The 12,893-nt window shown below is 60.2% G+C and carries 14 protein-coding genes; 10 read left to right on the top strand and 4 right to left on the bottom strand.

Annotation, left to right across the window (positions count from 1 at the left end; all coding sequences use genetic code 11):
* Positions 1-3 precede the first annotated feature (3 nt).
* From ACESMZ_RS06355 to ACESMZ_RS06345, 3 genes are all read right to left on the bottom strand, one after another.
* Positions 4-387, bottom strand: a complete 384-nt coding sequence (locus ACESMZ_RS06355) for a DoxX family protein (protein WP_372957914.1) — start codon at positions 385-387, stop codon at positions 4-6.
* Positions 388-558: 171 nt separating this feature from the next.
* On the bottom strand, positions 559-1,200 hold the full coding sequence (locus tag ACESMZ_RS06350; protein ID WP_372957915.1) for a hypothetical protein: 642 nt from the start codon (positions 1,198-1,200) through the stop codon (positions 559-561).
* Positions 1,201-1,305: 105 nt separating this feature from the next.
* The gene (locus tag ACESMZ_RS06345; protein ID WP_372972371.1) at positions 1,306-2,646 is read right to left on the bottom strand and encodes an MATE family efflux transporter; all 1,341 of its coding nucleotides are present in this window, start codon (positions 2,644-2,646) and stop codon (positions 1,306-1,308) included.
* Between the two features lie 326 nt (positions 2,647-2,972).
* On the opposite strand from ACESMZ_RS06345, the gene coxB reads away from it, so the two are divergent.
* The 3 genes from coxB (at position 2,973) to ACESMZ_RS06330 (ending at position 6,792) form a co-directional block, all read left to right on the top strand.
* Positions 2,973-4,112, top strand: a complete 1,140-nt coding sequence (gene coxB, locus ACESMZ_RS06340) for a cytochrome c oxidase subunit II (RefSeq protein WP_372957917.1) — start codon at positions 2,973-2,975, stop codon at positions 4,110-4,112.
* Positions 4,113-4,204: 92 nt separating this feature from the next.
* Positions 4,205-5,791: a cytochrome c oxidase subunit I gene (gene ctaD / locus ACESMZ_RS06335; RefSeq protein ID WP_372957918.1), complete on the top strand. Its 1,587-nt coding sequence runs from the start codon at positions 4,205-4,207 to the stop codon at positions 5,789-5,791.
* A 113-nt stretch (positions 5,792-5,904) separates the two neighbouring features.
* Complete coding sequence (locus ACESMZ_RS06330) at positions 5,905-6,792, top strand: cytochrome c oxidase subunit 3 (protein WP_372957919.1); 888 nt, start codon at positions 5,905-5,907, stop codon at positions 6,790-6,792.
* 64 nt (positions 6,793-6,856) lie between these two features.
* On the opposite strand, the gene ACESMZ_RS06325 is transcribed toward ACESMZ_RS06330, so the two are convergent.
* Positions 6,857-7,069 carry a twin transmembrane helix small protein gene (locus tag ACESMZ_RS06325; protein WP_372957920.1) on the bottom strand — a complete coding sequence of 71 codons (213 nt, stop codon included), beginning with the start codon at positions 7,067-7,069 and terminating at the stop codon, positions 6,857-6,859.
* 74 nt (positions 7,070-7,143) lie between these two features.
* On the opposite strand from ACESMZ_RS06325, the gene ACESMZ_RS06320 reads away from it, so the two are divergent.
* From ACESMZ_RS06320 to ACESMZ_RS06290, 7 genes are all read left to right on the top strand, one after another.
* Positions 7,144-7,869, top strand: coding sequence for an SURF1 family protein (locus tag ACESMZ_RS06320; RefSeq protein ID WP_372957921.1), 726 nt, complete (start codon positions 7,144-7,146; stop codon positions 7,867-7,869).
* Positions 7,870-8,505, top strand: a complete 636-nt coding sequence (locus ACESMZ_RS06315; RefSeq protein WP_372957922.1) for a hypothetical protein — start codon at positions 7,870-7,872, stop codon at positions 8,503-8,505.
* A gap of 103 nt (positions 8,506-8,608) precedes the next feature.
* Positions 8,609-9,658, top strand: coding sequence for a COX15/CtaA family protein (locus ACESMZ_RS06310; protein WP_372957952.1), 1,050 nt, complete (start codon positions 8,609-8,611; stop codon positions 9,656-9,658).
* The gene (gene cyoE / locus ACESMZ_RS06305; RefSeq protein WP_372957923.1) at positions 9,655-10,566 is read left to right on the top strand and encodes a heme o synthase; all 912 of its coding nucleotides are present in this window, start codon (positions 9,655-9,657) and stop codon (positions 10,564-10,566) included. The genes ACESMZ_RS06310 and cyoE overlap by 4 nt, the downstream gene beginning before the upstream one ends.
* A gap of 51 nt (positions 10,567-10,617) precedes the next feature.
* Positions 10,618-11,280: an SCO family protein gene (locus ACESMZ_RS06300; RefSeq protein ID WP_372957924.1), complete on the top strand. Its 663-nt coding sequence runs from the start codon at positions 10,618-10,620 to the stop codon at positions 11,278-11,280.
* 50 nt (positions 11,281-11,330) lie between these two features.
* Positions 11,331-11,630, top strand: coding sequence for a putative quinol monooxygenase (locus tag ACESMZ_RS06295; protein ID WP_372957925.1), 300 nt, complete (start codon positions 11,331-11,333; stop codon positions 11,628-11,630).
* Between the two features lie 35 nt (positions 11,631-11,665).
* On the top strand, positions 11,666-12,868 hold the full coding sequence (locus tag ACESMZ_RS06290; protein WP_372957926.1) for a YbfB/YjiJ family MFS transporter: 1,203 nt from the start codon (positions 11,666-11,668) through the stop codon (positions 12,866-12,868).
* Positions 12,869-12,893: the final 25 nt, after the last annotated feature.

Genomic DNA, 12,893 nt, shown 5'->3' with positions numbered 1-12,893 from the left:
ACCTCAGTTCTTGAGCTTGTAACGGCCCGGTCCCAGGAAGATCAGCGCCAGTGCGGTGAACAGGAAGAACCCCTGGAGTTCCAGGGCCCAGCCGCCGTTGCCACCGAGCTTCAGCAATTCATGGGTGTGTACCAGGGCTATGGCCACCAGCATGTTGAAGACGATCAGCAAGGCGCCTATGCGGGTGTGATAGCCCAGGATCACCATCAGTGGAGCCAGCAGCTCACCGATAAATACACCATAGGCGAAGAATGCCGGAATGCCATGGCTGGTCAGCAGTCCCTCGATAAAGCCGGTGCCGTTGAGAAGCTTGCTGATGCCGTGGAACAGCAACAGCGCCCCCAGGGTCAGGCGAAGGATCAGCTTTCCGAGATCGGCATTTTCCATGGTCAGGGTACTCCGTAGATAAGGTGTAAGTGGCGGCACAGCGGGACTTTATGGCTCCGGTGCTGGCTGAATGCCCGCAAGCTTACCGCTGACCGGGGCTGGGGCCAAGGTTGGGTCGTGTCAGAGGGAAACAGGGTCACACTGTATGGTCCGATATCCGTGACCGGTGGTTCAGGGCAGCAGGGTGAAGCGGATGTGGTTGCGGGTCAGCAGGTTTTCCCAGTACTCCCGCATCCAGGCATGGGCGGCCTTGCGCAGTTCCGTCACGAAGGGGTCCAGGTTCAGCTCGTAGTAATCGGGCGAACCGGCCAGGTTGAGCACGGTCAGGGTAATGGACTCATCCAGCTCGTTGGCGAAGGGTTCACCGATCAGCTGGTGGGCCAGCAGGTTGGCCTGCGTGGCTTCCAGGTCCACCAGATTGCTACGCCGGGTCGACAGGTTGTTCTCGTACATCTCCTCCATCAGGCGATGGCAGAGATACGCCTTGACCAGCAGGCCGTCCAGGCCGTCGTATCGGGTCAGTATCAGCGACGGTTGGGTGAAGTAGCGAATGGCGGTCTGGATGAAAGGGTCGAACAGCCGGCGCCGGCCGGACTTGCAGGCACAGTCATCAATACAGTCGATCAGGCGGGGGGCCATTTCGATGTATTCGATGGCGAACCGGAACAGGCAGACGGCAGGCTGGTAGCCTTCAATAGTCACGCTGGCGGGCAGATGCTCTGCCTTTTCGCGCATCTGGCGGAGAAACTCACCGGAATGGGCTTCCTGCCGACGGGCCTGATCAATGATGTTCAATACTGCCTCTGGAGTCATGTCAGACAATGCCGGGTTTGCTGGGTATCGCAGGGTATCCGGCGCCGGACGCCCCTTGATTTGCAGTGTAGTTGAGATTTGAAGGTGTGCGGACGGGATTAATAATCACTCATGTCGGAACCATGACCGGTTTCGTGTCCGCACCATGAACACGGTCGCCATACTGCCAGCCCTGGCCAGCATGAGCATGATCAGGGCAAACCAGAGCCCGTGATTTCCCAGGCCTGTGGTCAGCCACCAGACGGGCAGAAATACCACCAGCGCGGAAAACAGCATGGTGTTCTGCATGTCGCGGGTACGGGTTGCACCGATAAAAATGCCGTCGAACAGATAGCCCCAGACCGCCGTAAAGGGTAGCAGCCATAGCCAGGGCAGGAACTGGCGGGCAGTGGTCCGCACTTCCTCGATGCTGGTCAGCAGACCGATAAGCCAGTGACCGCCGGCAACAAACACCATGGTCAGCACCAGCGAGCCGATCAGCGACCATCGTGCGGCGGTACGGCAGGCCACCAGGAATCGCCGGTGCGAGCCGCCGCCGACGGCCTGTCCGACCATGGCCTCTGCAGCATTGGCGAAACCGTCCAGTCCGTTGGAGATGACCAGCAGGAACGTCAGCAGCACAGCGTTGGCGGCGAGGATGATCTCCCCCTGCCGGGCTCCCTGGGCGGTAAAGAAAGCCAGCACCAGCAGCAGTGCAATAGTGCGCACCATAAGGTAGCGATTGACCCGGATCAGTGCCAGGTAATCCGGCATCCGGCCCAGCAGGGCGCGAAACGATGCACGATGGTCAGGGAGCCGTTGCCAGACCAGCCACAGGCCCAGTCCTGCGGCGGAATACTCGGCCATGACGGTCGCCATGGCCACCCCCCGGCTGTTCCATCCGAGCAGGGTAACGAACAACACATCCAGGATGATGTTCATGCCGTTGGCGGCGATCAGCATGATCATCGGCCCCCGGGGCAACTGGCAACCTATGAGCCAGCCCACCAGGGTATACTGGGCCAGCACCGCCGGCGCGCTCCATATGCGAATGGCTGCGTATTCCGCCGCCAGTTGCGCCACCTGCGGCCCCGGGTTCATCAGGTCCAGGCCGATTCGGATCAGTGGCGACTGCAGTGCAATCAGGATCAGCGCGATGGCCAGTGCCAGCAGCAGCGAGCGTAGCAGCAACGCGGTCTGGGCTGTGGCGTCACGCCGGCCGTAAGCCTGGGCGGCAAGGCCGGTGGTGCCCATGCGCATAAAGCCGAAGGACCAGTAAAGGATGCTGAACAGGTTGGCACCGACCGCCACGGCGCCCAGGTAAACAGGGCTTTGCAGGTGGCCCAGGACCGCAGTATCCACCAGCCCCAGCAGAGGGACAGTCAGGTTTGTCAGCATCAGTGGCCATGCCAGGCGCCATAGATGACGATCAGCTCGGGTAAGCTGATACCGGATCAATCGGGTCATATTGGCTGTACGGCCTGAGCGCAATGATTTATGTCAAATAATACTAAGCTTATAACTATAAAATTTTTCAAAATGTGCCCAAGTTTTTGAGTGTCAGCTAACTCTCTGTCTATACTGGGTTCTGGTTATCCGTGAACAGACTTCCCGGCATCACCGGTTGCGTGTGCGAGCGCTACTGGGTTTTCTGACGCCCGGGGGGACGTACTTCCTTCATTGTTATGGAAGTGTCACGCAGATCCGCCAGACATGACAGGTAGCAGTCGCAGGAAAGACGGCTCAAATGCGTGTCTGTCATGAACAAGAACAACATTCTGTGGAGACGCGGTATGCACGTGCACGTTAAACGGGCAGGTGCCCTTATTGCGGGAACATTATTGTCTGCGCCGGCTCTGGCTGCCTGGACAATAAACATGTCCCCCGGGGCCACCGAAACGAGTAACCAGGTCTTTGACCTTCACATGACCATTCTATGGATCTGCGTCGCCATTGGCGTCGTGGTTTTCGGGGTCATGTTCTGGTCAATCTTTGCCCACCGTAAGTCCAAAGGGCATCAGCCGGCCCATTTCCACGAGAATACCGTCGTGGAAATACTCTGGACCATTATACCCTTTGCCATCCTGGTCATCATGGCCATTCCCGCGACTGCCACCCTGGTGGATATGTATGACACCACGGAAGCCGAGGTGGACATCAAGGTCACCGGCTATCAATGGCGCTGGCGTTACGAATATCTCGAGAATCCCGGTACCGAGGGTGATCCTGAATTCGGCTTCTTCTCCAACCTGGCTACGTCAAAGGATGAAATCTACAATCGGATGGACAAGGAGGAAGACTACCTCCTGGACGTGGACAATCCCATGGTTGTGCCAGTGGGCAAGAAGGTCCGGCTGCTTCTGACGGCCAATGATGTCATCCATTCCTGGTGGGTTCCTGAATTTGCCATCAAGAAAGACGCCATCCCCGGTTTTATCAACGAGGTCTGGTTCAAGGTGGATGAGCCCGGCACCTACCGTGGTCAGTGTACAGAGCTCTGCGGCAAGGACCACGGCTTCATGCCGGTGGTTGTGGAGGCGATTCCCCAGGATGAATACGATCAGTGGGTAGCGGACCAGCGCGAAACGGCCGAAAAAGAGCGTGAGCTGACCGAGAAGGACTGGACCCTGGAAGAACTGGTTGAGCGTGGCGAGCGCGTATACGCCTCCTCATGCGCAGCCTGTCATGGCGACGATGGTTCCGGCGGCGGTGGCTTCCCGTCACTGCGGGGTACCCAGATCGTAACCGAAGACGTGGACGCTCATATGGATGTTGTCATCAACGGCGTCAGTGGCACGGCCATGCAGGCCTTTGGTACGCAGCTCAGTGAGGCGGACCTCGCAGCGGTCATTACCTACGAGCGGAATGCCTGGGGTAATAACACGGAAGAAATGGTGACGCCGAAGGAAGTCTTCGACTACAAGAATCAATAAGAGACAGCCGGACGGTGGGCTGTGCCCACCGTCAGGTTCGCCAGATAACAAACACGCCAGCTACAAGAAACAGGCGGCAACGGGGGTTTCAAATGAGTGCGGTCGCAGATACCCACGCCCAGGACCACCATCATGGTCCCGCCAAGGGCATTACCCGGTGGCTGTTAACCACCAACCATAAAGACATCGGGTCCATGTACCTGATCTTCAGCTTCGCCATGTTCCTGCTCGGGGGCAGTATGGCGATGGTGATCCGGGCGGAACTTTTCCAGCCCGGCCTGCAGATCGTGGAACCGGAATTCTTCAACCAGATGACCACCATGCACGGGCTTATCATGGTGTTTGGTGCGGTCATGCCGGCTTTTGTGGGGCTGGCCAACTGGATGTTGCCACTGATGGTGGGCGCGCCGGATATGGCCCTGCCACGGATGAACAACTGGAGTTTCTGGCTGCTGCCCGCCGCGTTCCTGATGCTGGTGTCCACCCTGTTCATGCAGGGAGGTGCCCCCAACTTCGGCTGGACCTTCTACGCGCCCCTGTCGACGACCTACGGACCACCGAGTACCACCTTCTTTATCTTTGCGATCCATATCATGGGTGTGTCGTCCATCATGGGCGCCATCAACGTGATTGCCACCATCCTCAATATGCGGGCGCCGGGGATGACCCTGATGAAGATGCCCCTGTTTGTCTGGACCTGGCTGATCACCGCCTTCCTGCTGATTGCCGTCATGCCGGTACTGGCAGGTGTGGTGACGATGATGCTGATGGACATCAACTTCGGCACTTCCTTCTTTGATGCCGCCGGTGGTGGTGACCCGGTGCTGTTCCAGCATGTGTTCTGGTTCTTCGGTCACCCCGAGGTGTACATCATGATCCTGCCGGCCTTTGGTGTGGTGTCTCACATCATCCCGGCGTTCGCTCGCAAGAAACTGTTTGGCTATGCGTCCATGGTCTACGCCGTGGGTGCCATTGCCCTGCTGTCCTTCCTGGTCTGGGCGCATCACATGTTTACCGTGGGCATCCCCATCTTCGGGCAGCTGTTCTTCATGTACGCCACCATGCTGATAGCCGTACCTACCGGGGTGAAGGTGTTCAACTGGGTTGCCACCATGTTCCGCGGCTCCATGACCTTTGAGGCCCCCATGCTGTTCTCGGTGGCCTTTGTCATACTGTTCACCATTGGCGGTTTCTCCGGACTGATGCTGGCCATCGCGCCGGCGGACTTCCAGTACCACGACACCTACTTTGTGGTTGCTCACTTCCACTACGTGCTGGTACCGGGTGCGATTTTCGGCATCTTTGCCGCCGCATACTACTGGCTGCCCAAGTGGACTGGCACCATGTACGACGAGACCCTGGCCAAGACCCATTTCTGGCTGTCGTTCGTGGGCATGAACCTGGCGTTCTTCCCCATGCACTTCCTCGGTCTCGCCGGCATGCCCCGTCGTATCCCGGATTACGCCCTGCAGTTCGCCGATTTCAACATGATCTCCAGTATCGGGGCGTTCATGTTCGGTGTTACCCAGTTGCTGTTCCTGTTTATTGTGGTGAAGTGCGCCCGGGGCAATGGTGAGAAAGCGTCTGCCAAACCCTGGGAAGGTGCTGAAGGCCTGGAGTGGACGGTACCGTCGCCCGCCCCTTACCACACCTTTGCGACACCGCCGGAAGTCAAGTGAGTGCCCGCCCCGGTGCCGCCGCTGGCGGGTGCCGGGGCTGCCCCGGACAGCGAGTGAACTGACAACAATAAACGAGAACGGACAGGCCATCGGAGCGGCCTCTGGAGACGAGCATGGCGAACAACCAGACGTACTACGTACCTGAACAGAGCAAGTGGCCCATCGTGGCCACGATCGGGATGTTCCTCACCCTCTACGGCGTGGCCTCGGTGATGGTAAACGGGTCCCAGGGGGAATCCACCAGCGGATCCTGGTTTATTTTCCTTATCGGCGCCGTCGTCATGGCCTACATGCTGTTTGGCTGGTTCGGATCGGTGATCCGGGAGAGTCGGGCAGGGCTCTACAGTCCTCAGATGGACCGATCGTTCCGCTGGGGTATGAGCTGGTTCATCTTTTCGGAAGTGATGTTTTTCGCGGCGTTTTTCGGGGCGCTCTTCTATGCCCGCGTATTTGTGGTGCCCTGGCTGGGAGGTACGGGGGACAAGGGTTCCAGCGCCATGCTCTGGGAAGGGTTCCAGGCAACGTGGCCTCTGATCAATAACCCCGATCCGGAGGCTTACCCGGCGCCGGAGGGTGTCATCGGCGCCTGGGGCCTGCCCCTGGTGAACACCATCCTGCTGGTTACTTCATCCTTCACGGTGACGGTGGCCCACCATGCGCTCAAGGAAGACAATCGCAAGAAGGTGAAAATCTGGCTTGGTGCCACCATTGTTCTGGCCCTGGTCTTCCTGGGCCTGCAGGCGGAAGAGTACGTCCATGCCTACCAGGACCTGAACCTGACCCTGCAGTCCGGTATCTATGGCAGCACCTTCTTCATGCTTACCGGGTTTCACGGGGCCCACGTGATCCTGGGTACGATCATTCTGATCGTGATGTTCCTCCGCATTCAGAAAGGCCATTTTACCGGGGACAATCACTTCGGGTTCGAGGCGGCCAGCTGGTACTGGCACTTCGTGGACGTGGTCTGGCTGGGACTGTTTGTGTTTGTCTATGTGATCTGACGATCCTGGCTCCGGGCGGGATACCCGGAGCCTCCTCCGGACCTTCCGGGCGCCCGGAGACCGTTCAGTGATAGGGTGTCGGGTTCAGGTCCAGACCGCCCTGCCAGAGCGCCAGCAGGATGACTGCGAGCAACAGTACGCTAAGCGCTACCCTGATCGCCAGTGAGTTCACCACCCGCCGCCGGCCTCCGTCGTCCCTGATCAGAAAGAACAAACCACTGAACAGACTGACGATAACGGCCAGCATCAGTACCACGATCAGGATTTTGAGAAGCATGAGCCTCGTCCCCGCTTTGGAAGGTCTTTATTATTGTCTGCATGAAGGCAATGAACCTGTGACTATAACAGAGCATGTCTGAACATGAATCCCGCCGTCGGGTATGGGCGCCCGACTGGCGACTGTTGTTGTTTGCCGGCGCTTTTCTGCCGGTTCTGCTGGGCCTCGGCTTCTGGCAGCTGGACCGGGCGGATGAGAAGCACCGATTGCTGGCCCAGTGGGAGGATCCTGCCGGGGCCGTTGACTGGCACCAGGTGGCCGATACTGACCCGCTAACGGGTCAGCCGGTCACGGTCAGTGGGCGATACCGTTCCACCACATGGCTGCTGGATAACCGCACCCGCGATGGTATTCCCGGCTATGAGGTGCTGACCCTGTTTCAACCCGGGAAAGGGCCGCCGGTAGTCGTCAACCGGGGCTGGATAGCGGCCGAACGGAAACGGTCAGAACTACCTCAGGTGAAGACGCCGGAGGACGAGGTTTCGTTACTCGGGCGTATCGCGGCCTACCCGGAGCCACCGGTGCTGGCCGGCGAACCTGCGGCCGAGCCGGCCGCCGGCACCGGGCCGCAGCGGGTGCAGGCGCTGCCCAGAGAAGTCGCAGCAGCCACTGAACCGGCCATGGCAAGGAACATCCTGAAACTGGATGACAGTAATCAACCGGGTGCCTTCCGGGCGGACTGGGAACCGGATATGATGGGACCTCAGACTCACTATGGTTATGCCCTGCAATGGTTTTCCCTGGCAGCGGCGCTCATCATACTGACAATAATAGCGAGCTATCGTAAGCAGGAGTCCTGAATGACTGACACCACTGCCGAGTTACAGGAAGCCGAGCCGACCCCGGAACAGGTCCGTCGCGGACGTCGCACCGCCCTGCTGCTGTTTGCCATTGGCTTCGGCCCCATGATCTTCGCCACCATCATGTATTACACCGGCTGGCTCCATCCGGAAACCCGCAGCAACCACGGCGAGCTGATCCAGCCGGCCGTGCCGGTGGCCGAACTGCATCTGCTGGATGGGGACGGTACCCCGCTTGAAAGCCGGTTCGGGCCCCAGTTGCAGGAGCCGAAATGGCTGCTGATCGTGACCGCCCGGACCTGTGGTGCCGATTGTGAAGAACTGCTCTACCTGTCCCGCCAGGTGAATATCGCTCTCGGCAAGCACGCCAATCGGGTTGGTCGAGCCGCCTGGCTTGGCGAGGTTCCCCCGGCACTGCAGCAACGCTGGGGAACGGACTACCGTTCCATGGAGCGGTTGCAGGTTGCCCCGGGGACGACGCCCTCGTGGCCACCCCAGGCGGATCCCGCCGATGCGCCCGGTATTCTGGTGGTAGACCCGTTCGGTAATGTCATGATGCATTACGACAACGGGCACACCGGCAAGGAGATGCTCGAGGACCTCAAGCACCTGATGAAACTGTCCCAGATAGGCTAGCGGCCTGGCCGGGCATTGTCCCCGGGCCAATCAGACAAGGTAACGGATCGTGCAAGAACAACAACAAGTCACCCGGACCCAACAAAGCAGCGCCCACCGTGTCATGGCGCGGTGGGCGTTGGTTGCCACCCTGTTTACCGTCATTGTGGTGATGCTGGGCGCCTGGACCCGGCTGGTGGATGCGGGTCTTGGCTGTCCGGACTGGCCCGGTTGCTACGGTTTTCTGACCGTTCCCCAGAGTGAGTCCAGTATTGCCATGGCCAATGCCCGCTTCCCCGATTCGCCGGTGGATGTCTCCAAGGGCTGGCCGGAGATGATACACCGGTATGCCGCCGGCACTCTGGGGCTGATTGTCTTCGGCATTGCGGCCTACGCGGTCCGGCATCGCCGTGAGGGGATACCGGTCAGGCTGCCCCTGTTCATAGCCGGATTTATTGTACTGCAGGCCCTGTTCGGGATGTGGACGGTGACCCTTCAGTTGTGGCCAAAGGTAGTCGCGCTGCACCTGCTGGGGGGCTTCACCACGTTGAGTCTGCTTACCTTGCTGACATTGCGGCTGCGGGGCCGCCGCAAATTCCTTGCCGCGGACCGTGCCAGTGCGGTAGCCCGGTTGCGACCCTGGCTCTATGGTGGCCTGGCGCTGGTCATCCTGCAGATTGCCCTCGGGGCGTGGACTGCAGCGAACTATGCGGCCGTGGCCTGCACCGATCTGCCCACCTGTCAGGGCCAGTGGTGGCCAGAGAACATGGACTTCCGCCATGGCTTTGACCTGCTTCAAACCATTGGTCCCAACTACCTCGGCGGCCAGCTTACCGCGGACGGACGGGTCGCCATCCACGTAACCCACCGTCTGGGGGCCGTGATTGTACTCGCCTACTTCAGTCTGTTGCTGCTGGCCCTCTGGCGCCATACCCGGAATGCACCCGCACGGTCCATGGTGCTCTTGACCGCCGGGGCCCTTGTCATGCAGATTGGCCTCGGAATCGCCAATATTGTTTTCCATATTCCGCTTTCGGTAGCCGTGGCCCATAACGCCATGGGAGCCGGTCTGTTACTGACCGTGATTCACATGCTATGGCAGGTTCACGGATATGCACGCCAGCCGGTCGCAGAACCGGCGCAAACAACAACAAATCGCGAGGTACCCGCATGACTGACCAGGCCAAGGCCCTGACGGCCAGCCCGACCGCAACCCGGTCGGTTTCCTGGCGTGACTTTCTGGAGCTGACCAAGCCCCGGGTGGTGGCGCTGATGATCCTGACAGCGGTTATCGGCATGCTGCTCGCCGCGCCGGGTATACCGGGCTGGGAAGTACTGCTCTTTGGCAATGTCGGTATCGCCCTGCTGGCCGGTGCGGCGGCCGTGGTGAACCACGTGGTGGACCAGAAGATTGATACCGTCATGGCCCGTACCCGCCGCCGACCGGTGGCTACCGGTCGGGTCAGTCAGGTGGACGCCTTGCTGTTCGCTGCGGTTCTGGCGCTGGCAGGCATGATGATCCTGATGTGGCAGGTCAATGCCCTGACCGCCTGGCTGACCCTGGCATCGCTGGTAGGTTATGCCGGCGTCTATACCCTCTTCCTCAAGCGGGCCACCCCCCAGAACATCGTGATCGGCGGTCTTGCGGGCGCCATGCCCCCATTGCTTGGCTGGACGGCGGTCACCAATCAGGTGGAGGGTCATGCCCTGCTGCTGGTGCTGATTATTTTCGCCTGGACACCACCGCATTTCTGGGCCCTGGCGATCCATCGCAAGGAGGAGTACGCCAAGGCCGGTATCCCGATGCTGCCGGTGACCCATGGTAACCGCTACACCGAACTGCATATTCTCCTCTATACCCTCATGCTGCTGGCGGTGACCCTGCTACCTTTTGCCACAGGCATGTCAGGATGGATCTATCTGGCCGGCGCCATGGCACTTGGGTTACGCTTCCTCCAGTACTCGGTGCGCCTGCTCAGGGGCGATGATCGCCGGGTGGCGCTGGCAACCTTCAAATACTCCATAACCTATCTGATGGCCCTGTTCGTGGTGTTGCTGGTCGATCACTTTTTCTATTTCTGATGTTCCAGCGGCCCTTCCGGGGGCCGCCTGTGATCACTGACAGGAGATTTCATGAACCGCTCGGTCCGGCGCACGCTGGTGCTGCTACTGCTTGTTGTTGCCGCTATTTTCTCACTTGTCATCTACCAGCAGATGCGTATGCAGGCCCAGGAACCGGAACCTGCCCCTGACCTCAGCGCCATGAATACCTATGTCTACGAAGAACCCCGGGCGCTGGCGGAATTTACCCTGACCAGCGAGCAGGGTGAAGAAATGACCCGCCAGGACCTGCAGGGCCGCTGGACGTTTGTGTTTGTTGGTTACACCAATTGCCCGGATATCTGCCCGGCCACCATGGCCACCCTGCGCCAGGCTGACAGCCGCATGCCGGCAGAACTGCCACAGCCGGATTATCTGCTGGTAAGCGCAGACCCGGAACGGGATACGCCCAAGCAATTGCGGGATTACCTGGGGTTCTTTGGCGAGGATTTCCACGGGCTGACCGGTGATATCGAGGTGCTGCGGGAGCTGGCGAAAAGCGTAGGGGCCGTTTTTGTTCACCGTGATGACGGCGAGGGCAATAACCTGGTGGATCACAGTGGCCACCTGGCGCTGATCAATCCGGAGGGCGAGATGGCAGCTGTGATCCAGCCACCCCACGATCCGGAAAAACTGGTGAAAGCCTACCGCGAAATCTACGAATGGACCCGACAGAACCAGGCCCGCTCTGGCTGAGGGTCCTATAACAAGAGCGCCCGGATGGGCGCACTATAACGAGGAAAACCATGCTATACGTACGTGCGATTCTGAACGTGAAACCTGACCAGCGTGACACTCTTATAGAAGCAGCGAAGCCCTGCATCGAGGCCACTCTCAAGGAGCCCGGATGCGTTGAGTACGAGCTTCATACCAGCCTGTCGGACCCCAATCGCCTGGTGTTCCTGGAAGTGTGGGAATCGGCTGAGCACCTGGGACCCCACGGCAAGAGCGATCACATGAAGGCATTCGGCAAAGTCGCCGCCGGCTGTCTGGCAGGTCCCCCGCGAATCGAGTACATTACCCCCGCCAAGGTCGACGTGAAGTAACCGCGCCTTTACCGGAATAACCCCCTGGAGTAACAATGACAGATCATCGGCCAGCCTCGGACGCCAGGCAGCTCATGTCGGTCGTGCTGGCCGGTGCCACCATCCTCCTGGTGGTCCACGCCCTGGGCCGCTTTATCTATACACCTCTGCTGCCTTACCTGGTAGGCGACGGCCAGCTGACCGCCAGCGAAGGTGCCTCCGTTGCTACCTGGAACTACCTTGGCTACCTCATCGGCGCCCTGCTGGCGGTACGCTGGTACCGGCCTGATCAGATTCGGGTCTCCCTGCCCATTGCCATGGGCGTTCATGTACTTACCACACTTGCACAGACCCAGGTGGAGCCGGTGGCGGCCCTGTCCGGCCTGCGACTGGTCAACGGCATCGCCAATGGCGTGGTGTTTGTGCAGGCGCCGGCGCTGATCCTGGAATGGCTGGTGCGCCGCAACCGCACCGGTGCCAGCGGGCTGGTGTATGTGGGCGTGGGCGTAGGCTTGCTGGTATCCAGCTTCCTGGTGGCCGGCACGGCAGACCTGCTCTCCGGGCCGGGCCGCTGGTGGCCGGCTGCACTGTTGTCCATTCCGCTGGCCCTGTGGGCCACCTGGCGATTGGTCAGGCTGGATGTGCCGGCCCGTATCCAGCGGGACGATGGTTCCTATGCGGATAAAGGCCCCCTGCTGGACCGGGCCAGTATTCCGCTGTTCCTTTCCTACGCGGGTGCCGGCCTGGGCTATATCCTGCCGATGACCTTCCTGCCCCTGCTCACCAAGACCCAGCTGCCGGAAGGTCACTGGCTGGTGGACGGATCCTGGTTACTGGTGGCTGTGGTGACCATTCCCACCCCCATTATCTGGAGCTTTCTGGGCGCCCGCTTTGGTGACCTGCCGGCCTTGCGACTCAACTACCTGATCCAGTTCCTGGGTGCCCTGGCCGTGGTGATCTGGCCTGGCCCCATGGGCATTGTGCTCTGTGCACTGCTGGTCGGCAGTACCTTTGTGGGTACCGTGTTGCTCACCCAGCGTATCGGCCGTGCGTTGCACCCCCATCAGGGCCCCCGACTCTCGGCCGCCATGGTCGCCCTGTACAGTGTGACCCAGATGGCCGGTCCCTGGCTCACCCGACAGTGGCTGGATGCCGGCGGCACGCTGGTGGGAGCCTTTACCCTGGGTGCCGTCGCGCTGGGGTGGGGATTATTGCTGGCATTGTTTGTGCCCAGGCCCGAGAGCTGGCATGCCCGGTAACGGGTTTTGGAAGGTTTCTAACCTG

Origin of the sequence: Marinobacter sp., assembly GCF_041690615.1 — a bacterium.
Taxonomy (GTDB): Bacteria; Pseudomonadota; Gammaproteobacteria; order Pseudomonadales; family Oleiphilaceae; genus Marinobacter.
The sequence above is the reverse complement of the archived record's forward strand: the minus strand, read 5'-3'. Positions and strand labels throughout refer to the sequence as shown.

Coding starts and splice junctions, on each gene's coding strand:
- ACESMZ_RS06310 (WP_372957952.1), top strand. CDS start 8,609: ATGGCGCGGTGGGCGTTGGTTGCCACCCTGTTTACCGTCATTGTGGTG.
- coxB (WP_372957917.1), top strand. CDS start 2,973: ATGCACGTGCACGTTAAACGGGCAGGTGCCCTTATTGCGGGAACATTA.
- ctaD (WP_372957918.1), top strand. CDS start 4,205: ATGAGTGCGGTCGCAGATACCCACGCCCAGGACCACCATCATGGTCCC.
- ACESMZ_RS06300 (WP_372957924.1), top strand. CDS start 10,618: ATGAACCGCTCGGTCCGGCGCACGCTGGTGCTGCTACTGCTTGTTGTT.
- ACESMZ_RS06345 (WP_372972371.1), bottom strand. CDS start 2,646: ATGACCCGATTGATCCGGTATCAGCTTACCCGAGCTGATCGTCATCTA.
- ACESMZ_RS06295 (WP_372957925.1), top strand. CDS start 11,331: ATGCTATACGTACGTGCGATTCTGAACGTGAAACCTGACCAGCGTGAC.
- cyoE (WP_372957923.1), top strand. CDS start 9,655: ATGACTGACCAGGCCAAGGCCCTGACGGCCAGCCCGACCGCAACCCGG.
- ACESMZ_RS06330 (WP_372957919.1), top strand. CDS start 5,905: ATGGCGAACAACCAGACGTACTACGTACCTGAACAGAGCAAGTGGCCC.
- ACESMZ_RS06290 (WP_372957926.1), top strand. CDS start 11,666: ATGACAGATCATCGGCCAGCCTCGGACGCCAGGCAGCTCATGTCGGTC.
- ACESMZ_RS06325 (WP_372957920.1), bottom strand. CDS start 7,069: ATGCTTCTCAAAATCCTGATCGTGGTACTGATGCTGGCCGTTATCGTC.
- ACESMZ_RS06315 (WP_372957922.1), top strand. CDS start 7,870: ATGACTGACACCACTGCCGAGTTACAGGAAGCCGAGCCGACCCCGGAA.
- ACESMZ_RS06355 (WP_372957914.1), bottom strand. CDS start 387: ATGGAAAATGCCGATCTCGGAAAGCTGATCCTTCGCCTGACCCTGGGG.
- ACESMZ_RS06320 (WP_372957921.1), top strand. CDS start 7,144: ATGTCTGAACATGAATCCCGCCGTCGGGTATGGGCGCCCGACTGGCGA.
- ACESMZ_RS06350 (WP_372957915.1), bottom strand. CDS start 1,200: ATGACTCCAGAGGCAGTATTGAACATCATTGATCAGGCCCGTCGGCAG.